Source organism: Nocardiopsis sp. NPDC055824 (genome assembly GCF_053616335.1).
Window position 1 is genome coordinate 32,507 of sequence record NZ_JBSHDN010000023.1, and the last position, 19,295, is coordinate 51,801.

The 19,295-nt window shown below is 73.8% G+C and carries 19 protein-coding genes; 16 read left to right on the forward strand and 3 right to left on the reverse strand.

Annotated elements, in window-relative coordinates; translation table 11 throughout:
• Positions 1-21 precede the first annotated feature (21 nt).
• The 7 genes from ACWGL3_RS08140 to ACWGL3_RS08170 all read left to right on the forward strand — a co-directional run bounded on the left by ACWGL3_RS08140 (position 22) and on the right by ACWGL3_RS08170 (position 6,085).
• The gene (locus ACWGL3_RS08140) at positions 22-414 is read left to right on the forward strand and encodes a DUF488 domain-containing protein (RefSeq protein WP_267948983.1); all 393 of its coding nucleotides are present in this window, start codon (positions 22-24) and stop codon (positions 412-414) included.
• A gap of 201 nt (positions 415-615) precedes the next feature.
• Positions 616-1,596 carry a DNA-binding protein WhiA gene (gene whiA / locus ACWGL3_RS08145; protein WP_267948984.1) on the forward strand — a complete coding sequence of 327 codons (981 nt, stop codon included), beginning with the start codon at positions 616-618 and terminating at the stop codon, positions 1,594-1,596.
• Between the two features lie 331 nt (positions 1,597-1,927).
• A complete protein-coding gene (gene gap, locus ACWGL3_RS08150; protein WP_267948985.1) occupies positions 1,928-2,932 on the forward strand; it encodes a type I glyceraldehyde-3-phosphate dehydrogenase in 1,005 nt (334 codons plus the stop codon).
• 136 nt (positions 2,933-3,068) lie between these two features.
• On the forward strand, positions 3,069-4,253 hold the full coding sequence (locus tag ACWGL3_RS08155; RefSeq protein ID WP_267948986.1) for a phosphoglycerate kinase: 1,185 nt from the start codon (positions 3,069-3,071) through the stop codon (positions 4,251-4,253).
• Between the two features lie 72 nt (positions 4,254-4,325).
• Complete coding sequence (gene tpiA, locus ACWGL3_RS08160; protein ID WP_452461083.1) at positions 4,326-5,102, forward strand: triose-phosphate isomerase; 777 nt, start codon at positions 4,326-4,328, stop codon at positions 5,100-5,102.
• 290 nt (positions 5,103-5,392) lie between these two features.
• Positions 5,393-5,629: a preprotein translocase subunit SecG gene (gene secG, locus ACWGL3_RS08165; RefSeq protein WP_267948988.1), complete on the forward strand. Its 237-nt coding sequence runs from the start codon at positions 5,393-5,395 to the stop codon at positions 5,627-5,629.
• Positions 5,630-5,710: 81 nt separating this feature from the next.
• Positions 5,711-6,085 (forward strand): RNA polymerase-binding protein RbpA, encoded by a 375-nt coding sequence (locus ACWGL3_RS08170; RefSeq protein ID WP_267948989.1) that lies wholly within the window; start codon positions 5,711-5,713, stop codon positions 6,083-6,085.
• 374 nt (positions 6,086-6,459) lie between these two features.
• Here the strand turns inward: ACWGL3_RS08170 and ACWGL3_RS08175 are convergent, their stop codons facing one another.
• On the reverse strand, positions 6,460-6,717 hold the full coding sequence (locus ACWGL3_RS08175) for a hypothetical protein (protein ID WP_267948990.1): 258 nt from the start codon (positions 6,715-6,717) through the stop codon (positions 6,460-6,462).
• A 133-nt stretch (positions 6,718-6,850) separates the two neighbouring features.
• Between ACWGL3_RS08175 and ACWGL3_RS08180 the strand changes: the two genes are divergently transcribed.
• Positions 6,851-7,531: a hypothetical protein gene (locus tag ACWGL3_RS08180; RefSeq protein ID WP_267948991.1), complete on the forward strand. Its 681-nt coding sequence runs from the start codon at positions 6,851-6,853 to the stop codon at positions 7,529-7,531.
• Here ACWGL3_RS08180 and ACWGL3_RS08185 read toward each other — a convergent pair.
• Positions 7,523-8,284 (reverse strand): IclR family transcriptional regulator, encoded by a 762-nt coding sequence (locus ACWGL3_RS08185; protein ID WP_267948992.1) that lies wholly within the window; start codon positions 8,282-8,284, stop codon positions 7,523-7,525. The two genes, ACWGL3_RS08180 and ACWGL3_RS08185, sit on opposite strands and share 9 nt — an antisense overlap.
• A gap of 283 nt (positions 8,285-8,567) precedes the next feature.
• On the opposite strand from ACWGL3_RS08185, the gene ACWGL3_RS08190 reads away from it, so the two are divergent.
• The 7 genes from ACWGL3_RS08190 (at position 8,568) to ACWGL3_RS08220 (ending at position 17,882) form a co-directional block, all read left to right on the forward strand.
• Positions 8,568-9,323: a TioE family transcriptional regulator gene (locus ACWGL3_RS08190; protein ID WP_267948993.1), complete on the forward strand. Its 756-nt coding sequence runs from the start codon at positions 8,568-8,570 to the stop codon at positions 9,321-9,323.
• A gap of 100 nt (positions 9,324-9,423) precedes the next feature.
• Positions 9,424-10,971 (forward strand): histidine ammonia-lyase, encoded by a 1,548-nt coding sequence (gene hutH / locus ACWGL3_RS08195; RefSeq protein ID WP_267948994.1) that lies wholly within the window; start codon positions 9,424-9,426, stop codon positions 10,969-10,971.
• Between the two features lie 56 nt (positions 10,972-11,027).
• Positions 11,028-12,686 (forward strand): urocanate hydratase, encoded by a 1,659-nt coding sequence (gene hutU / locus ACWGL3_RS08200; protein ID WP_267948995.1) that lies wholly within the window; start codon positions 11,028-11,030, stop codon positions 12,684-12,686.
• Positions 12,683-13,924 (forward strand): allantoate amidohydrolase, encoded by a 1,242-nt coding sequence (locus ACWGL3_RS08205; RefSeq protein WP_267948996.1) that lies wholly within the window; start codon positions 12,683-12,685, stop codon positions 13,922-13,924. Before hutU ends, ACWGL3_RS08205 begins: the two co-directional genes overlap by 4 nt.
• Before the next feature lie 68 nt (positions 13,925-13,992).
• Complete coding sequence (locus ACWGL3_RS08210) at positions 13,993-15,381, forward strand: formimidoylglutamate deiminase (protein ID WP_452461084.1); 1,389 nt, start codon at positions 13,993-13,995, stop codon at positions 15,379-15,381.
• Positions 15,381-16,586, forward strand: a complete 1,206-nt coding sequence (gene hutI, locus ACWGL3_RS08215; RefSeq protein WP_267948998.1) for an imidazolonepropionase — start codon at positions 15,381-15,383, stop codon at positions 16,584-16,586. Before ACWGL3_RS08210 ends, hutI begins: the two co-directional genes overlap by 1 nt.
• A 198-nt stretch (positions 16,587-16,784) precedes the next feature.
• Positions 16,785-17,882, forward strand: a complete 1,098-nt coding sequence (locus tag ACWGL3_RS08220) for a GNAT family N-acetyltransferase (RefSeq protein ID WP_452461085.1) — start codon at positions 16,785-16,787, stop codon at positions 17,880-17,882.
• Between the two features lie 176 nt (positions 17,883-18,058).
• Here the strand turns inward: ACWGL3_RS08220 and ACWGL3_RS08225 are convergent, their stop codons facing one another.
• Entirely contained in the window at positions 18,059-18,334 is a 276-nt protein-coding gene (locus tag ACWGL3_RS08225; RefSeq protein ID WP_267949000.1) for a hypothetical protein, read from the reverse strand.
• A 529-nt stretch (positions 18,335-18,863) separates the two neighbouring features.
• On the opposite strand from ACWGL3_RS08225, the gene ACWGL3_RS08230 reads away from it, so the two are divergent.
• Complete coding sequence (locus tag ACWGL3_RS08230) at positions 18,864-19,295, forward strand: DUF485 domain-containing protein (RefSeq protein ID WP_355013402.1); 432 nt, start codon at positions 18,864-18,866, stop codon at positions 19,293-19,295.

Below are 19,295 nucleotides of genomic sequence, written 5' to 3' on the forward strand. Positions count from 1 at the left end.
CGTCCGGGGAAGACCGGCGTCATGGCCGATCGGAACGTGTACCTGGAGCGCGTCTACGACGAGGTGCGGGACCGGGGCGGCGGGAAGCCTCCGGGAGCCCGCTTCCTCGTGGACCGGCTGTGGCCGCGCGGGGTGAGCAAGGCCTCCATGGAGGGCGTCCGCTGGGTCGGGGAGGCGGCTCCGAGCAGTGAGCTGCGCGCCTGGTTCGGCCACGACCCGGAGCGCTTCCGCGAGTTCGCCGAGCGCTACCGGACGGAGCTGGACTCGCGCCCCGACGCGCTGTCGCCGATCCTCGACGCCGCCCGCCGGGGGCCGGTCACCCTCCTGTACGCCGCGAAGGACGGGGAGCACAACCACGCCGTCGTCCTTCGCGACCGCCTGGAGGAGCTCCTACCGGGGGCGGGGGGCAATTGACCCCACACCGGCACGAAGGCCGACAGCGCTCCGGCGGGGAGGGAGGGTGCGGGGGCGACACGCCGTCCGGGGGTCGGCACCGAGCGTCCCGTAACGTAGTCTGCCTCGGAGAAAGTCCCCGGCGGCCAGCCCGCGGGGACGCATCCCCGGTACCGGGCGCGCGGTGCCGGTTCGGGCTGTTCCAAGGGGAGGATCGCAGCGATGGCGATGACCGGCGTGGTGAAGGATGAGTTGAGCCGTCTGGCCATTCTCAAGCCATGCTGCCGCAAGGCGGAGGTGTCCACCATCCTGCGTTTCACCGGGGGACTGCACCTGGTGGGCGGGCGGATCGTGATCGAGGCCGAGCTCGACACCGGTGCGGCCGCGCGGCGTCTGCGCAAGGACATCTCGGAGGTGTTCGGACACGAGTCCGAGGTGGTCGTGCTCTCCCCGAGCGGGTTGCGCAAGGGCAACCGGTACGTGGTGCGGGTGATCAAGGACGGCGAGTCCCTGGCCCGGCAGACGGGCCTGGTGGACAACAACGGCCGCCCGGTGCGGGGCCTGCCCCGGCACGTGGTGGCGGGAGGGGCCTGCGACTCCGAGTCGGCGTGGCGGGGCGCGTTCATCGCGCACGGCTCCCTGACCGAGCCGGGCAGGTCGATGTCCCTGGAGGTCACCTGCCCCGGGCCGGAGGCCGCGCTGGCGCTGGTCGGCGCCGCCCGCCGCCTCAAGGTGCACGCCAAGGCGCGGGAGGTGCGCGGCGTCGACCGCGTGGTGGTCCGCGACGGCGACTCCATCGGTGCCCTCCTGACCCTGCTGGGCGCGCACCAGAGCGTGCTGGCGTGGGAGGAGCGCCGGATGAGGCGGGAGGTGCGGGCGACCGCGAACCGCCTGGCCAACTTCGACGACGCCAACCTGCGGCGCAGCGCGCGTGCGGCGGTCGCGGCCGGGGCGCGCGTGGAGCGGGCCCTGGAGATCCTGGGGGACGAGGCGCCCAAGCACCTCGTCGCGGCGGGCCAGCTGCGCCTGGCGCACAAGCAGGCGTCGCTGGAGGAGCTGGGCCAGCTGTCCGTCCCGCCGCTGACCAAGGACGCCATCGCCGGCCGCATCCGCAGGCTCCTCGCGATGGCCGACAAGCGGGCGAGCGACCTGGGCATCGAGGGGACCGAGGCCAACCTCACTCCGGACATGCTCGTCCCCTGAGCCCCGGGAGGGCAGGGGAGGGGCGGCAACAGGGCCGCAATGCGGATGTTCGGCTTTGTTAACTGGGAAAACTCCCGGATAACTTCCGAAAATGGTATAGACCTCTTAGCTTCGCGATGTCAGGATGGTCGCGAACCCGCGAGGGGTGGCGGGTCGCTGGACGCGGGGTCGGAACGGCTCCCCGTCGACATTCCGCTAGGCTCTTTGTGAACACCTGTTACGCGTTCACGCTGTTCAACACGGTTGGGTCGGGCTGTACCAGTCCGGTTTCCCCGGGAGTGTGCGAACGCGCGGGTGAAACTGATGTGCGACATATGAGGAGATTGGTTCCGTGACCATCCGTGTAGGCGTCAACGGCTTCGGTCGGATCGGCCGCAACTTCTGGCGCGCGGTCGCCGCCGGCGGCAGCGACATCGAAATCGTCGCGGTCAACGACCTCACCGACACCAAGACGCTCGCGCACCTGCTCAAGTACGACACCGTGCTCGGCACCCTCGACGGCGACGTCGAGGTCGGTGACGACTTCATCCGCGTCGGCGACAAGAACATCAAGGTCCTCGCCGAGCGCGACCCGGCCCAGCTGCCCTGGTCCGACCTCGGCGTGGACGTCGTCATCGAGTCCACCGGCCGCTTCACCAAGGCCGAGGACGCCAAGAAGCACATCGCCGCGGGCGCCAAGAAGGTCATCATCTCCGCGCCCGCCAAGGGCGAGGACCTGACCGTCGTGATGGGCGTCAACGACGACAAGTACGACCCCGCGAGCCACCACGTCATCTCCAACGCCTCCTGCACCACCAACTGCGTGGCGCCCATGGCGAAGGTGCTCCTGGACAGCTTCGGCATCGTCCAGGGCCTGATGACCACGGTGCACGCGTACACCAACGACCAGGTCATCCTGGACTTCCCGCACTCGGACCTGCGTCGTGCCCGCGCGGCCGCGCAGAACATCATCCCGACGACCACCGGCGCCGCCAAGGCCACCGCCCTGGTCATCCCCGAGCTCGCGGGCAAGCTCGACGGTATGGCCATGCGCGTCCCCGTCCCGGACGGCTCCGCCACCGACCTGGTCGTCACCCTGGAGCGCCCGGCCACCAAGGACGAGGTCAACGCCGCGTTCAAGGCCGCGGCCGAGGGCCCGCTCAAGGACGTCCTGGTCTACACCGAGGACGAGATCGTCTCGTCCGACATCGTCGGCACCCCGCCCTCCTGCACCTTCGACTCGAAGATGACGATGGTCGCGGGCAACCAGGTCAAGATCCTCGGCTGGTACGACAACGAGTGGGGTTACTCCAACCGCCTCGCCGACCTGGCCAAGCTGGTCGGCTCCAGCCTGTAACGCCTCGGCCCCCTGGCCACCGGCGCGTGAGACGGCACCCCTTCGCCCGCAGTGCGCGCGGAGGGGTGCCGTCGTGAGCACCCCCCGGCCGTACCGTCCGGGACAGAGCAGACCACACCCCAACGAGGAGACCAGCATGCGGACGATCGACGACCTCGACGTCTCCGGCAAGCGCGTGTTCGTCCGGGCCGACCTGAACGTGCCCCTGGACGGAGAACGCATCACCGACGACGGTCGCATCCGCGCGGCCCTGCCGACCATCGTCAAGCTCCGTGAGCGCGGCGCCCGCGTCATCGTCGCCGCGCACCTGGGCCGCCCCAAGGGCGCCCCGGACCCCCGCTACTCCCTGCGGCCCGTCGCCGCCCGGCTGGGCGAGCTGCTGGGCGCCGAGGTGGCCTTCGCCGCCGACACCGCGGGCGAGTCCGCCCGGGCGACCGCCGCCTCCCTCGGGGACGGTCAGGTCGCGCTGCTGGAGAACGTGCGCTTCGAGCCCGGGGAGACCAGCAAGGACGACGCGGAGCGGGGTGAGCTCGCCGACCGCTTCGCCGAGCTCGCCGAGCTGTACGTCGGCGACGCCTTCGGCGCCGTGCACCGCAAGCACGCCAGCGTCTACGACCTCCCCGGCAAGCTCCCGCACGCCGTCGGCGGGCTCGTCCTGACCGAGGTCGAGGTCCTGCGCACGCTCACCGCCGACCCCCGGCGCCCCTACGCGGTGGTCCTGGGCGGCTCCAAGGTCTCCGACAAGCTCGGCGTCATCGACAACCTGCTGGGCACCGCGGACCGCATCCTCATCGGCGGCGGCATGGTGTTCACGTTCCTCAAGGCCAAGGGCTACGAGGTCGGCTCCAGCCTGCTGGAGGCCGACCAGCTCGACACCGTGCGCGGCTACCTGGAGCGCGCCGAGCGCGAGGGCGTGGAGATCGTCCTGCCCGTCGACGTCGTCGCGGCCGAGAAGTTCGCCGCCGACGCCCCGCACGCCCCGGTCGACGTCGAGGCCATCCCGGCCGACCGGATGGGCCTGGACATCGGCCCGAGGAGCCAGGAGCTCTTCGCCGGGAAGCTGGCCGACGCCAGGACCGTGTTCTGGAACGGCCCGATGGGCGTCTTCGAGATGGAGCCGTACGCGGGAGGCACCCGTGCCCTGGCCCGGGCCCTGGTCGACTCGGACGCGTTCACCGTGGTCGGCGGCGGGGACTCCGCCGCGGCAGTGCGCGCGCTGGGCTTCGACGAGGAGGCCTTCGGCCACATCTCCACCGGCGGGGGCGCCAGCCTGGAGTACCTGGAGGGCAAGGACCTGCCGGGCATCGACGCCCTCCGGTAGGACCGCGCCCCCGGAAGGCCGACGCACACGGTCGGCCACCGACCCGATCCCTCCCAGACAGGAAGTACGAACATGGCCAAGCGCCTGCCGCTCATCGCGGGCAACTGGAAGATGAACAACAACCACCTGGAGGCCATCGCGCTCGTCCAGAAGCTGGCGTTCGGGCTGAACGACAAGGACTACGACAACGCCGAGGTCGTCGTCCTGCCGCCGTTCACCGACCTGCGCAGCGTCCAGACGCTGGTCGACGGCGACAAGCTCAAGATCGGCTACGGCGCACAGGACATCTCCGCGCAGGACAAGGGCGCCTACACCGGTGAGATCTCCGGCGCCATGCTCGCCAAGCTCGACTGCTCCTACGTGCTGGTGGGCCACTCCGAGCGCCGCGAGTACCACAACGAGGACGACGCCCTGGTCAACGCCAAGGTGAAGGCGGCCTACAGGCACGGCATCGTGCCGATCCTGTGCGTCGGGGAGGGCCTGGAGGTCCGCAAGGCGGGACAGCAGGTCGAGCACGTCCTGGCCCAGCTGGACGGCGCCCTCAAGGAGGTCACGGCCGAGCAGGCCGAGCGGATCGTGGTCGCCTACGAGCCCGTGTGGGCCATCGGCACCGGAGAGGTCGCCACCCCCGGGGACGCCCAGGAGGTGTGCGCGGCGATCCGCGCCCGCCTGGCCGAGCTCTACTCGCCCGAGGTCGCGGACGCGGTGCGCGTGCTCTACGGCGGCTCGGTCAAGGGCGACAACGCCCCCGGCATCATGGCCGAGGACGACGTCGACGGCGCCCTGGTCGGCGGCGCGTGCCTCAAGGCGGACGAGTTCGTCAAGGTGATCCGCTTCGGCGAGAAGTAGTCCCCGGACCTCTCGTCCCGTCCCGCCCGTCACCCTTCGATGTCGAACGGTGACGGGCGGAGTGCCCGACAGGTCCGCCGGTCGGGCTAGACTTCGCTGTGGGGTTCTCCGTGCCTCGCGGTTTCCCCACCCGTGCCGCCAAGGCACGGTAAAATCCGAAATTGTCCCCGGTCTCCTCCTTCCCCTTCTCCGTACAGGCCCGGTGCCGCGGCGCCGCCGCCGGTACGGGCGGGAAATGGGGGATCGAGGTTTCCATCCCCCCGCTGCGGGGTCGAGCTACGGGTGAGCGTGTGATCCTCGGTCTGTCCATCTTCGTGATGCTTCTCAGCGTGCTGTTGGTCCTCCTGGTGCTCATGCACAAGGGCAAGGGCGGCGGCCTCTCCGACATGTTCGGCGGTGGCGTCACGTCCTCGCTCGGCGGATCCTCGGTGGTCGAACGCAACCTGGACCGGATGACCATCGTCATCGCGGTGGCGTGGATCCTCTCGATCGTCGTTCTCGGCCTGCTGATCAACCGGGGCATGTGACCCGCGAGCCGCGGGGCGCCCCCAGTCCACAGTCAAGCTCGCCCGATCATCCGGTGGGCCAGTTCGCTGAAGGAGTTTTTCGTGGGTAGTGGCAGTGCCATCCGTGGCAGCCGTGTCGGAGCCGGCCCCATGGGCGAGGCGGAGCGGGGCGAGGCAGCCCCGCGCGTGCGGGTTCCGTTCTACTGCGCGAACCTGCACGAGGTCGTGCCCAGTTTCGCGAGCGAAGCTCTGGTTCCCGACGAGTGGGACTGCCCGCGCTGCGGCTTCCCCGCGGGCAAGGACAAGGCGAACCCCCCCTCCCCGCCGCGCACCGAGCCCTACAAGACCCACCTGGCGTACGTGAAGGAGCGCCGCAGCGAGGAGGAGGGCAAGCTCATCCTGAACGAGGCCCTCGCCAAGCTGCGTGCCGACCGCGCCGCGGTCGAGGCCCACATGAGGGCCGCCGCACAGAACTAGGCCGGGGTCCCGAAGACCTCGCGGAAGGGGTCCGTCGCCGTCGCGACGGGCCCCTTCCCGCGTTCGCGGCCGCCGCGGCGCTCGTGGTCGGCCCTTCCCGCCCGGAAGACCTTTGTCGTCACGGAGCGTGTGCGATTAAAATCGGAGAGTGGCGAAATTCGGGCCAGGTCGACTGAAAACCCTCCTTAGACATGAAGAAGGGAACAACTCTCTCATTCTCGGGACTGATGTGGCTGGTGGGACATAGGGTGATCGCCACGCACACCCCCGAAGCCCCTTGAGGAGATGGTGTCGATGTCAGCGTGTCCTACCGGTGGGGACCACGACTGGATTCTCGGCGACGACCGCAAGTTCCAGTGCGCCAAGTGCGGGGCTCAGAGCGCCCGGCGGTTCTGAGCCCCGGGACCGGGCTGCACGGTTCCGCGTCCGGCGAGCTCGCCCTTCTCCACGGCACGCCAGGTCACCGGCTCTCCCAGGGTCTCGGCCACCCCCTTGGCCCAGCGCTCCAGGGGAGCGAACTGCTCCGGCCCCTCCGGAAGCACGGTGCGGCCCTGGTAGGGCATGCCGTCGAGGACGATGACCTCGCCGTTGAGCCGCAGCTCGGTCTCGTACTCGTTCGCGTTGGGCCTCATGGACCGGACTCTAGTGGGCTGCCGCCCCGGCCGCCCGGACTTTGGCGGGATTGGCCGGGCGCGGCCACCGCCGGGCCCGTTCCAGGGGGTTCCGCCGCACGGAGCACCCGAAAGAGTTGGAAGAATGGGGGGTATGGCCTCCCCCGAAAACGCGGACGTGCCCCCTGCGGTGCGGGGCATCCCCTCGGACCTGACCCAGCCCCCCGGCGGTGTCTCGCACCTGCGCCGGTACGTCAGCCTGCGCGGCCCCAACACGCGGATGTGGATGACCGCCGCGTACTTCTCGGGCGCCCTCACCCTGGGCTTCCTGGTCGTCCTGGGCTCCATGGTCTGGCACGTGCTGCGCGAGGAGTCCACCGTCGGCTCGGTCTCGCTGTGGGCGGTGGCGGGCCTGACCATGCTCTTCGTCGGGCCGGGGAGCAACCTCCTCCTGGTGCGGGGACTGCCCCAGCGCATCACCCGCCAGGGCATCAGCGCCGACAGCGACGGCGTCACGGTCCTCCAGGAGCGCAAGTGGTGGTTCCCGGGAGAGGGGACGTTCATCGCGTGGCCCGAGATCCGCCGCGTCCGCGAGGTGCACACGGGCGGGCGCCGGCTGACGTACTTCATCGAGTTCGTGCTCGACACCCACCGCACCGGGACCGAACTGCCGAGCTGGGCGGAGACCGCCGAGAGCCTCGGGCTGGACCCGGTGGACGCGCCCACGCAGTTCTACGTGCAGGTGCCCAAGGAGCACAAGGAGAGGATCCTGCGGATGGTGGAGCGCACCGCACCGCTGCCCTCGGTCGTGGAGCGGACACCGCCGCTACGGTGAGGCGCGCCCGTCCAGCCGCCGGGTCAGCTCCGCGGCGGCGTCGCGCGCCCTCCCGGCGAGCGCCTGCGGGGTCACCGGTCGCGCGCTCGGGACCGTCAGGCTGATCGCCGCGGCGGGGTGGCCGTTGTGGTCCGAGGCCGCCGCCGCCACCGACACGAACCCCTCGGTGACCTGGCCGTCCTCGATGGACCAGCCCTGGCGCCGCTCCTCCTCCAGGAGCCGCCGCAGCTCCCCGGGGGTGGTCGGCCCGCGCCCGGTGCGGTCGGTGAACGCCGCCGCGTCGGGGTACAGGGCACGCACCTGCGCGCGGGGCAGGCGCGCCAGCATCGCCCGCCCCGACGCGGTCAGGTGCGCGGGCAGGCGCACCCCCACCCCGGTGATCAGCGGCGCGGCGTGCGGCGGCTGCTCCTTGAGCAGGTACAGGGTGTCGGCCCCGTGCAGCACGCCCAGGTGGGCGGTCGCGCCGGTGCTCTCGGTGAGCTGGTGCAGCAGGGGGCGGGCCAGCCGTTCCACGCCGTCGTGGCGCAGATAGGCGGAGCCGATCTCGAACGCCGCCACGCCGAGGCCCCAGCGGCGCTCCTCCGGAAGGTGGGTCACGAACCCCTCCTCCGCCATGGCCTCCAGCAGCTGGTAGACGCTGGAGCGGGGGAGGTCGAGCCCGGCGGCGATGGCCGAGGCGGACACCGGACCGGGGCGCGCCGCCAGGAACCGGAGCAGCCGCAGGGCCCGTGTCGCGGCCGGAACGAGGCTCATGCGTCGATTGTCCCACGCCCCGCCGTCCCCGGCAGGGGCCGAACGGCCCCGTCCCGCCTCCCGGGTCCCCGGGCGGCGCGGGCCCCGGCGCCGCCGGGCGGGCGCGGACGGCCGGCCGCCGGGGGGCGTGCCGGCTGTCCAGGGCTCCCGCGGCGGTGCGGGACACGGGCGGGAGTCCCCTGGGCCCGACCCCGGGGCCTGCACCCTATCCTTGGAAAACTGTTGAGACCCCGGTCGTCCTCGCCGGACGGACATCCGGCAAAGCCTCGAACCAGGGACCACGATGCGACCATCCGACCTCGCGCACGAGCACGGTATCTCGACCCAGGCGGTACGCAACTACGAGCGGGACGGGTTCCTGCCGCCCGCCGAGCGGACCCCCAGCGGCTACCGGATCTACACCGAGGCGCACGCGGCGGCCCTCCGCGCCTACCTCGCCCTGGTCCCGGCCCACGGGTACCCGTCCGCGGGCAGGATCATGCGGGCGCTCCACGACGGCCGGACCGAGGACGCCCTGGAGGCCATCGACCGGGGCCACCTCCAGCTGCTCCGCGACCGGGAGACCCTCGCCGCGGTGCGGGAGGCGGTCGGCCACCTGACGGGGCGGGCCGATGCCGCTCCCGAGCCGCCGGCGGACACCGGGACCCGCACCGTCGGCGCGCTCGCGCGCCGCCTGGGCGTCACCCCGGCGACCCTGCGCAACTGGGAGGCCGCCGGCATCCTCGCCCCCGGGCGGGACCCCTCCACCGGATACCGCGTGTTCGGCCCGCACGACGTCCGCGACGCCGAGCTGGCCCATCTCCTCCGGCGCGGGGGCCACCCCCTGGGGCACATCGCCGCGGTGGTCGAGCGGATCCGGACGGCAGGGGGCGCCGACACCCTGGCCGGCGCCCTGGAGGACTGGCAGGGCAGGCTGACCGCGCGGGGCGCGGCCATGCTCCACGCGGCCGCCCTGCTCAGCCGGGTCCTGGACGTGCGGGCCCGGGCCGCACGGGGCCGGGCCGAGTCGGGCCGGACCGCGGGGGCGCCGCCCGGCTGAGGACCGGACGCCCCGGAACCGCGCCCGTGCGTCTGAGATGTCAGACGGAACCGCCGTGTCAGCGCTTCACCCGGGGCCGTCCGGGCGGTCCAATGGGGGCATGTCCACAGCAGTTCCTCCCGTCGTCGTCGGCGGCGCCCCGCTCACCCCGGCCCAGGTCCTCGACGTCGCGCGCCACGGCGCCCGCGTCACCCTCTCCGAGGAGTCCCGCAAGGCCGTCCGGCACGGCCGGGAACGTGTCGAGGCCCTCGCCCGGGGCAAGGTCCCCGCCTACGGGGTCAGCACGGGCTTCGGCGCGCTCGCCACCCGCCACATCGCCCCCGACCTGCGCGCCCGGCTCCAGCGCTCGCTCATCCGCTCGCACGCGGCGGGCACCGGGCCCGAGGTCGAGCGCGAGGTCACACGCGCCCTCATGCTCCTGCGCCTGCGCACCCTGGCCTCCGGCAGCACCGGCGTCGAGGCCGCCACCGTCGAGACCCTCGCCGCCCTGCTCAACGCCGGGATCACGCCGGTCGTCCACGAGTACGGCAGCCTCGGCTGCTCCGGCGACCTGGCGCCGCTGTCGCACGTGGCGCTCGCGCTCATGGGCGAGGGCGACGTGCGCGACGCGGCCGGTGAGGCCAAGCCCGCCTCCACCGCGCTGCGCGAGGCCGGGATCCGCCCGGTGGAACTGGGCGCCAAGGAGGGCCTGGCCCTCATCAACGGCACCGACGGCATGCTCGGCATGCTCGTGCTGGCCTGCACGGACCTGGAGCGGTTGCTCAAGGTCGCCGACATCACCGCCGCGATGAGCGTCGAGGCGCTGCTGGGCACCGACAGGGTGTTCGCCGACGAGCTCCAGCGGCTGCGCCCGCACCCGGGGCAGGCCGCCTCCGCCGCCAACCTGCGCGCCCTGCTGGCCGACTCCCCGATCGTCGCCTCCCACCGCGGTCCCGACTGCAACCGCGTCCAGGACGCCTACTCCCTGCGCTGCGCCCCCCAGGTCGCGGGAGCGGCGCGCGACACCCTCGCCCACGCCCTCCTCGTGGCCGGGCGCGAACTCGACAGCGTCATCGACAACCCGGTCGTGCTCGACGACGGGCGGATCGAGTCCAACGGCAACTTCCACGGGGCGCCCGTCGCCTACGTCCTCGACTTCCTCGCCATCGCGGTCGCCGACACCGCGTCCATCGCGGAGCGCCGCACCGACCGCATGCTCGACGTGTCCCGCTCCCACGGGCTGCCCGCCTTCCTCGCCGACGACCCCGGCGTGGACTCCGGGCACATGATCGCCCAGTACACGCAGGCCGCCATCGTCTCCGAACTGAAGCGCCTGGCCGTCCCCGCCAGCGTCGACTCCATCCCCAGTTCGGCCATGCAGGAGGACCACGTGTCCATGGGCTGGTCGGCCGCCCGCAAACTGCGCCGCGCCGTGGACGGCCTGACCAGCGTGCTCGCGGTGGAACTGCTCACCGCCGCCCGCGCCCTGGACCTGCGGTCGCCGCTGCGGCCCGGCCCGGCCACCGGCGCCGTCCTGCGCGCCGTCCGGGAGAGGGTCGACGGCCCCGGCCCCGACCGCCACCTGGCCCCCGAGATCGCCGCCGTCGCGGCCATGGTCGCCGACGGATCCGTGGTCGGGGCGGCCGAGACCGTCACCGCGCTCGCCTGACCCCGGCGCGGCCCGGCACCGGGCCGCGCCGGCCCACCACGAACGAGGAGCCCCGCATGAGCACCCCGCGTACCGTCCGAGCCGCGCGCGGCACCGCACTGTCCGCCAAGGGCTGGCCGCAGGAGGCCGCCCTGCGCATGTTCCACAACAACCTCGACCCCGAGGTCGCCGAGCACCCCGAGGAGCTGGTGGTCTACGGCGGTACCGGCAAGGCGGCGCGGGACTGGCGCAGCTTCGACCGCATCACCGCCTCCCTGCGCGACCTGGAGGGGGACGAGACGCTGCTCGTGCAGTCCGGTCGGCCGGTCGGCATCATGCGCACCCACGAGTGGGCCCCGCGCGTGCTGATCGCCAACAGCAACCTCGTGGGGGACTGGGCGAACTGGCCCGAGTTCCGCCGCCTGGAGGCCCGGGGCCTCACCATGTACGGGCAGATGACCGCCGGGTCGTGGATCTACATCGGCACCCAGGGCATCCTCCAGGGCACCTACGAGACCTTCGCCGCCGTCGCCGCCAAGAGGTTCGGCGGAACGCTCGCCGGGACCATCACCCTCACCGCGGGCCTCGGCGGCATGGGGGGAGCGCAGCCGCTCGCCGTCACCATGAACGACGGCGTGGCCGTCGTGGTCGAGTGCGACGGCAGCCGCATCGACCGCCGCATCGAGCACCGCTACCTCGACGTGCGCGCCGACGGCCTCGACCACGCCCTCGACCTCGCCGTGAAGGCGCGGGACGAGCGGCGGCCCCTGTCGATCGGCGTGCTCGGCAACGCAGCCGAGGTGTTCCCCGAACTCCTGCGCCGCGGTGCCCCGGTCGACGTCGTCACCGACCAGACCTCGGCCCACGACCCGCTCGCCTACCTGCCCGCGGGCGTCTCCGTCGAGGACTGGAAGGACCTGGCCCGGGCCGAGCCCGAGGAGTTCACCCTCCGGGCGCGCGAGTCCATGGCGGCGCACGTGGAGGCCATGGTCGGCTTCCTCGACGCGGGCGCAGAGGTGTTCGACTACGGCAACTCCATCCGCGACGAGGCGCGCGAGGGCGGGTTCACCCGGGCGTTCGACTTCCCCGGGTTCGTGCCGGCCTACATCCGCCCGCTCTTCTGCGAGGGCCGCGGGCCGTTCCGCTGGGCCGCGCTGTCCGGGGACCCCGCCGACATCGCGCGCACCGACCGCGCCGTCCTCGACCTGTTCCCCGAGAACGAGCACCTGGCCCGGTGGATCCGCCTGGCGGGGGAGCGGGTGGCGTTCCAGGGGCTCCCCGCCCGCATCTGCTGGCTGGGCCAGGGCGAGCGGGCCGCGGCCGGGCTGAGGTTCAACGAACTGGTCGCCTCCGGCGAGATCTCGGCGCCGCTGGCCATCGGCCGCGACCACCTGGACACGGGCTCCGTGGCCTCCCCCTACCGCGAGACCGAGGGCATGAGGGACGGCTCCGACGCCATCGCCGACTGGCCGCTGCTCAACGCGCTCGTCAACACCTCCTCCGGCGCGTCCTGGGTGTCCGTCCACCACGGCGGCGGCGTGGGCATGGGCCGCTCCCTCCACGCCGGCCAGGTCAGCGTCGCGGACGGCACAGACCTGGCCGCCGCCAAGCTGGAGCGGGTGCTCACCAACGACCCCGCCACGGGCGTCATCCGCCACGTGGACGCCGGGTACCCCGAGGCCGAGCGCGTCGCCGAGGCGCACGGCGTCCGCGTCCCCATGAAGGAGGGCGAGTGAGCTTCGACCGCCTGTGGGCCGACCTGGAGCCCGTGGGACGCGACGCCGGGAGCGGCGGCTACCGCCGCCACACCTGGGCAGGCGCCGACACCGAAGCCCGCGCCTGGTTCACGGAGGCCGCGACCGCGCGCGGGCTCGACGTGCGCGCCGACCGCAACGGCAACCTGTGGGCCTGGTGGGGCGTCCCCGGTCCGGGGGCGGTGGCCACCGGGTCCCACCTGGACTCGGTGCCCGACGGAGGGGCCTTCGACGGTCCGCTCGGTGTCGCCTCGGCCCTGGCCGCCGTGGACGAGCTGCGCGGGCGCGGGGTCGCGCCCGCCCGTCCGCTCGCCGTCACGGTGTTCGCGGAGGAGGAGGGCGGCCGGTTCGGCGTCCCGTGCCTGGGCAGCAGGCTGAGCGCGGGAGAGGTCTCCCCCGAACGCGCGCGCGGGCTCACCGACGCCTCCGGGGTCACCTGGGGGCAGGCGATGGAGGCCGCCGGGCACGACCCGGCGGCGATGGGCGCCGACCCCGGGGCCCTCGCCGACCTGGACGTGTTCGTGGAGCTGCACGTGGAGCAGGGACGCGCACTGGAGGACACCGCGCACCCGGTGGGCGTGGCCTCCTCGATCTGGCCGCACGGCCGCTGGCGGATGGACTTCACCGGACGCGCCGACCACGCCGGGACCACCCGGCTCGACGACCGCAGCGACCCCATGCTGCCCTTCGCGCACGCGATCCTGGCCGCGCGCGCCCAGGCGGAGCGGCACGGCGCCCGCGCCACGGTCGCCAGGGCCCTGATCGACCCCAACGGCACCAACGCCGTCCCGTCCCGGGTCAGCGCCTGGCTGGACGCCCGCGCCGCCGACGCCGCGTCCCTGGAGGCGGTCGTCGACGGGGTCCGCGAGGCCGCGGCGGGCGCCGCACGCGACCACGGCGTGGGCTACGCGATGGACGCCGAGTCCCTCACACCCCTGGTGGAGTTCTCGCACGGCCTCCGCGACCGCCTGGCCGCCGTGGTCGGGTCGGGGGCCCCGGACCCGCGCGTGCCGCTGCTGCCCACGGGCGCCGGACACGACGCGGGCGTGCTCGCCGCCCACGTGCCCACCGCCATGCTGTACGTGCGCAACCCGACCGGGGTGTCCCACTCCCCGCAGGAGTACGCCCGTCCCGAGGACTGCCACGCCGGGGTGCTCGCCCTGGCCGACGTCCTCCAGGACCTCCTCGCCCGCCCCGTCCGCCGGGGCGGCGCCCGGTGACCGGCGCTCCGGGGGCGGTCCCGGGCGGGCCGCCGCGAGCGGGGGGCGCCGCCGGAACCGCTCCGGACATGCCGGGGGCCCGGGCCCCCGCGGCCGGGGGCGGGCCCGCGCCGCGCCGCGTGTGGTGCGAGTGGGCCTGGACCGGTGCCGGGGACGGGAGCCCCGAGTACGGCGTGCTCGTCGAGACCGCCGGGGGCCGCATCACCGCAGTGAGCCCGGGAGCCGTCGCGCCCGCCGGGGCCGAGACCCTCACCGGCCTCACCCTGCCGGGCCTGGCCAACGCGCACTCGCACGCCTTCCACCGGGCCCTGCGCGGACGCACCCACACCGGCGGCGGGTCGTTCTGGACCTGGCGCGAGGCCATGTACCGCGTCGCGGACCGGCTCGACCCGGACACCTACCTGCGGCTCGCCAGGGCCGCCTACGCGGAGATGGCCCTGGCGGGCGTCACCTGCGTGGGCGAGTTCCACTACCTCCACCACGCCCCCGGCGGGACCCGCTACGCCGACCCCAACGCCATGGGCGCGGCCCTGGTGCGGGCGGCGGCCGAGGCCGGGCTCCGCATCACCCTGCTGGACGTGTGCTACCTGTCCGGCGGCCTGGACCCCGGCGGAGCGCACCGGCCGCTGGAGGGGGCCCAGCGGCGCTTCGGCGACGGCGACGCCGCACGGTGGGCCGCCCGGGCGGCCGGGTTCGCCCCCGTGGGGGACCACGCGCTGGCGGGCGCCGCCGTCCACTCGGTACGGGCCGTCCCCGCCGCGCAGCTGCCCGACGTCGTCGCCTACACCGCCGACCGCGACGCGCCCCTGCACGCCCACCTCTCCGAACAGCCGGCCGAGAACGCGGCCTGCCTGGCCGCCTACGGCCGCACCCCGGCACGGGTGCTCGACGACGCGGGCGCGCTCACGCCGCGCACCAGCCTCGTGCACGCCACCCACCTCACCGACGACGACGTCGGCGCCGTCCGGCTCTCCGGCGCCACCGTGTGCCTGTGCCCCACCACCGAGCGGGACCTGGCCGACGGCCTGCCCCGCACCGGCGACCTGCTGCCCGCCCCGATCACCCTGGGCACGGACCAGCACGCCCAGCTCGACCTGTTCGAGGAGGCCCGGGCGGTCGAGCTCCACGAGCGCCTGCGCACCCACAGGCGCGGCACCCTGGGAACCGGCGCGCTCCTGCGCGCCGCCACCGCCCACGGGCACGCCTCCCTCGGCTGGGAGGACGCGGGCGCGCTGCGGGCCGGGGCGCGCGCCGACCTGGTCAACATCCCCCTGGACGGCGTCCGGCTGGCCGGGGCCGACCCCGCGCGCGCCGCCGACGCCGTCGTCTTCGCGGCCTCCGCGGCCGACGTGCGCCACGTGATGGCCGACGGCCGCTGGACCGTCCGCGACGGCGTCCACACGCTCGTGCCCGACACCGCGCACGAACTCGACACGGTGATCAAGGAGATCCACTGATGGCCGACGTGCCCGAGAGCATCCTCATCGACGACATCGCCACCCTGGTCACCAACGACCCCTCCCGGGGCCGCGGCGCCGTGGGCGAGATCCGGGACGCCGCCATGGTGGTGCAGGGCGGCAGGGTGGCCTGGGCGGGCCCGCGCTCCCAGGCGCCGGACGCCGACGCGAGGGTCGACGCGGCCGGGCGCTGCGTCCTCCCGGGGTTCGTGGACAGCCACTCCCACATCGTGTTCGCGGGGAACCGCAGCCGCGAGTTCGCCGCGCGCATGAGCGGGCAGCCGTACTCGGCGGGCGGCATCCGCACCACCGTCGCCGCCACCCGCGAGGCCTCCGACGCCGACCTGCTCGCGGGGGCGCGGCGCCTCGTGGGCGAGGCCCGCGCCCAGGGCACGACCACCCTGGAGGTCAAGTCCGGCTACGGGCTCACCACGCGCGACGAGGAGCGCTGCCTGGCCGTCGCCGCCCGGGTCACCGACGAGGTGACCTTCCTCGGCGCGCACGTGGTCGCCCCCGAGTACGCCGACGACCCCGAGGGCTACCTGGACCTGGTCACCGGCCCCATGATGGACGCCTGCGCACCCCACGCGAGGTGGGTCGACGTCTTCTGCGAGCGCGGCGCCTTCGACGAGGACGCCTCCCGCCGCGTCCTCACCGCCGGGAGGGAGCGCGGCCTGCTGCCCAGGGTGCACGGCAACCAGCTGGGCGAGGGGCCGGGCGTGCGCCTGGCCGTCGAACTCGGCGCCGCCTCCGTGGACCACTGCACCCACCTGTCCGCCGCCGACGTGGAGGCCCTGGCCGAGGCCGGCGGACGCCCCGAGCCCACGGTCGCCACCCTGCTCCCGGGCGTGGACTTCTCCACCCGCCAGCCCTACCCGGACGCACGCGCCCTCATCGACGCGGGGGCGGTCGTCGCCCTGGCCAGCGACTGCAACCCAGGCTCCTGCTTCACCTCCAGCCTGGCCTTCTGCATCGCCGTCGCGGTCCGCGACATGGGCATGACCCCGGACGAGGCGGTGTGGGCCGCGACGGCGGGCGGTGCGCGGGCCCTGCGCCGCACCGACGTCGGCCACCTCGCCCCGGGCGCGCGCGCCGACCTCACCCTGCTCGACGCGCCCGACCACGTCCACCTGGCCTACCGCCCCGGGGTCCCGCAGGTCGCGGCGGTCTGGAAGGACGGGGAGCTGGTCGCCGGACGGCCCTGACCCGGGGCCGCCCGGCCGGACGACGGAGTATGACGCGGGGAGGTCCGGGGCCCGTGAAAAGCCGTCCGAACTCAACGGGCGGCTAACGTCCGCGAAACCTGGGCCGCCCACCCTGGTTCCACGTCGGTGCGCGTCCCGCCGCCGCGGAACAGCGTCGTTCCGGGGCGGCGGGTGCACCTTCTCCCAGGGAGGGCCGCAGTGAGCCTTTGGCGGATCAGGACGGCTGTCGAGGACCGGCCGGGCGGGCTCGCCGGGGTCGTCGGCGCCCTCGCGCGATGCGGCGGGGACATCGTCGGACTCTCCATCCACACGGACGTGTCCGGGGTGGTCGACGAGTTCGTCGTCGACATCCCCGGCGACCACGCCGTCGCCGTCCGGGCGCTCGGCGAGCACTGCCCCACCGGCACGGTCACGGCCGTCCCCGCCCAGAGGCGCGAGGTCGGGGACGACGTCACCCGGGCGCTGCTGCTCACCGCGAGGCTGCGGTCGCACCCCAACCGGCTCCCCGACGCCCTGGCCGAACTCCTGTCGGCGGACGGGGCCCACTGGACCAACCTGACCCGTGTCGAGGAGGCCGCCGATCCGGCGGGCACCGCCATGCTGGTGCCCGTCGGACCGCTCCGCGGGGTCCTCGTCCGGCGGCGGTCGCACGCCTTCACCTGGACGGAGTCGAGCCGGGCCGAGGCGCTGGTGCGCTCGGTGATGCCCTCGACCGGGCCGGTGCCCACCGACCGGACCGTCCGTACCGCCGGGGGCGAGGAGCTGTCCCTGCGCCAGGTGCGCGAGGCCGACGCGCCCGCTCTGAGCGGCCTCCACCGGCGCTGCTCGGCGGAGACCGTGCGCAGCCGCTACTTCGCGGGGATGGCGGAGCTGAGCCCGTACATGCTGAGGGTGTTCTGCGACCCCGGGCGCGGGCTCACCCTGGCGGTGCGCCCCCGGGGCGGGAAGGACCCGGTGGCCCTGGGCCACCTGATGTACACCCTCGACCCGGGGGTCGGCGAGATCGCCTTCCTGGTGGAGGACGCCTGGCAGGGGCGCGGGGTGGGCACCGCCCTGGCCCGCGAGCTGACCGTGATCGCCGCGGACTGGGGCCTGGCCGAGGTGCGGGCGGAGACCGCGCTGGCCAACGCGGGGATGATGCGGATCATGCGGCGCCTGGGCGCCTCCGTGCGGGGCCACGGGGAGGGCGGCCCGTACGTGCAGGCCAGGGTCCCGGTCGTCGAGGCGCTGCAGGGGGGATCGGGCGGGGCCGCGCGGCACGGAGGCAGGCTCGCCCGGCTGATGGGGCAGGGCTGAGCGGTCCGGCGGGCGCCGGCCGCGCGCGGCCCGCGTGTCCGCGGGGCCGCGAGGACGCGAGGACGCGAGGACGCGGGGGCGGCGACCACCGGGGGTGTCGCCGCCCCCGCTCGCGGTTGACGCGATGAGGTGTCTCCTGGGGCACGGGAGGACCGTTCCCCGGAGGTCTCCTGCTGCTACTCGCTGTCGCTGTCCGCGGCGTCGTCGCCGTTCCCGGAATCCTCGGTGGAGGCGGGGGAGGACTTCTTGGTGACGCGGCGCTTCTTCACCGGACGCGAGTAGTCGACGAGGGGCTCCAGGCGGGCTTCGTGCTCCTTGAAGCACTCGCCGCAGGCGTCGACCTCACGGACGGCGCCGTCCCAGGCGAACTGGATGACCTCACTCGCCTCGACCTTCTCCTCGCGGACGGCGTGGGGATCGCAGTACTTGCGCGTGAAGACCTCGGTGACCACGGCGGGGATTTCCCTTCGGTATCGCGTGAATGTGCGGACCCCTTAATCATACACCTGTACGAACGCGGAAACCGGCTGAACGCCGGGGTTCCGTCATGGGTTCGGGGTCGACCCGAAGCCTAGCGAAGACCGGCGACATATGCGCCAACGTGTGGCGCGAGTGCCCCCGGTGACCAGCGGGTCCGCGTGGTGCGGGAGGGGCTGTGATCCCGGTCGCGCGGGGCCGGGGGCGGTTCGGGCGCCGCCGCCGCGACCCGGGAAATGGCTCCGGGGCGATATGGGGCCGGGTGATCGACTTCTCTCTTCTTCGTCCGATTTCTCGTGTCGGCGCGCCGGAATTCCGGGAAGTGGATGTGCGAATTCGGTGAACGCGGAGTGGTGCGCGTGGCTAGTGTGTTGCCGATCCGGAGCGGGCCGCCCAGCGGGCGGAGCCGTCCCGGAAAACCGGTGGGGGGAGCACGCGGGGTGCGCACCGGCGAATGGCGGGTCCCGCGGGGAGCGGGCGCGGTCGAGGAACGGGGGGAGCGCCGTGGTCGAGTACATGGAGGGCGCGTACCGGGGACGTGTCGGGGACCGGGGGGAGGACTTCGGCGACCGTGAGGGCAGGTCGGAGGCGGATCGGCGCCGTGCGCGCGCGGAAGCGGCGCACGCGTGCGAGCGCATGTCGGTCGATCCGGGCTTCGTGAAACTCCGAAGGGGATTCACGCTCCAGGCGGTCCTGCTGGTGTCGTCATTCCTTCTCGGTTACCTGTCCTATCTGCTCCTGTCCGCGTACGCGCGCGATTTCATGAGCATCGAGATCGTGGATTCGGTCAACGTGGCACTGGTCATGGGAATCGGTCAGTTCCTTCTCACGTTCGTGCTCGCCTGGGCGTTCAGCCGTTTCTCCGACCGCTCCCTCGACCCGCTGGCGCAGGAGATCCGCGACCGGGCCCGCGCCGACGCCGCGGCGGTGCGCTGA

Excerpts from the sequence above, each read along its gene's own strand:
- ACWGL3_RS08140 (WP_267948983.1), top strand. The coding sequence starts at position 22 with ATGGCCGATCGGAACGTGTACCTGGAGCGCGTCTACGACGAGGTGCGG.
- whiA (WP_267948984.1), top strand. The coding sequence starts at position 616 with ATGGCGATGACCGGCGTGGTGAAGGATGAGTTGAGCCGTCTGGCCATT.
- ACWGL3_RS08155 (WP_267948986.1), top strand. The coding sequence starts at position 3,069 with ATGCGGACGATCGACGACCTCGACGTCTCCGGCAAGCGCGTGTTCGTC.
- tpiA (WP_452461083.1), top strand. The coding sequence starts at position 4,326 with ATGGCCAAGCGCCTGCCGCTCATCGCGGGCAACTGGAAGATGAACAAC.
- ACWGL3_RS08175 (WP_267948990.1), bottom strand. The coding sequence starts at position 6,717 with ATGAGGCCCAACGCGAACGAGTACGAGACCGAGCTGCGGCTCAACGGC.
- ACWGL3_RS08180 (WP_267948991.1), top strand. The coding sequence starts at position 6,851 with ATGGCCTCCCCCGAAAACGCGGACGTGCCCCCTGCGGTGCGGGGCATC.
- ACWGL3_RS08185 (WP_267948992.1), bottom strand. The coding sequence starts at position 8,284 with ATGAGCCTCGTTCCGGCCGCGACACGGGCCCTGCGGCTGCTCCGGTTC.
- ACWGL3_RS08190 (WP_267948993.1), top strand. The coding sequence starts at position 8,568 with ATGCGACCATCCGACCTCGCGCACGAGCACGGTATCTCGACCCAGGCG.
- hutH (WP_267948994.1), top strand. The coding sequence starts at position 9,424 with ATGTCCACAGCAGTTCCTCCCGTCGTCGTCGGCGGCGCCCCGCTCACC.
- hutU (WP_267948995.1), top strand. The coding sequence starts at position 11,028 with ATGAGCACCCCGCGTACCGTCCGAGCCGCGCGCGGCACCGCACTGTCC.
- ACWGL3_RS08210 (WP_452461084.1), top strand. The coding sequence starts at position 13,993 with ATGCCGGGGGCCCGGGCCCCCGCGGCCGGGGGCGGGCCCGCGCCGCGC.
- hutI (WP_267948998.1), top strand. The coding sequence starts at position 15,381 with ATGGCCGACGTGCCCGAGAGCATCCTCATCGACGACATCGCCACCCTG.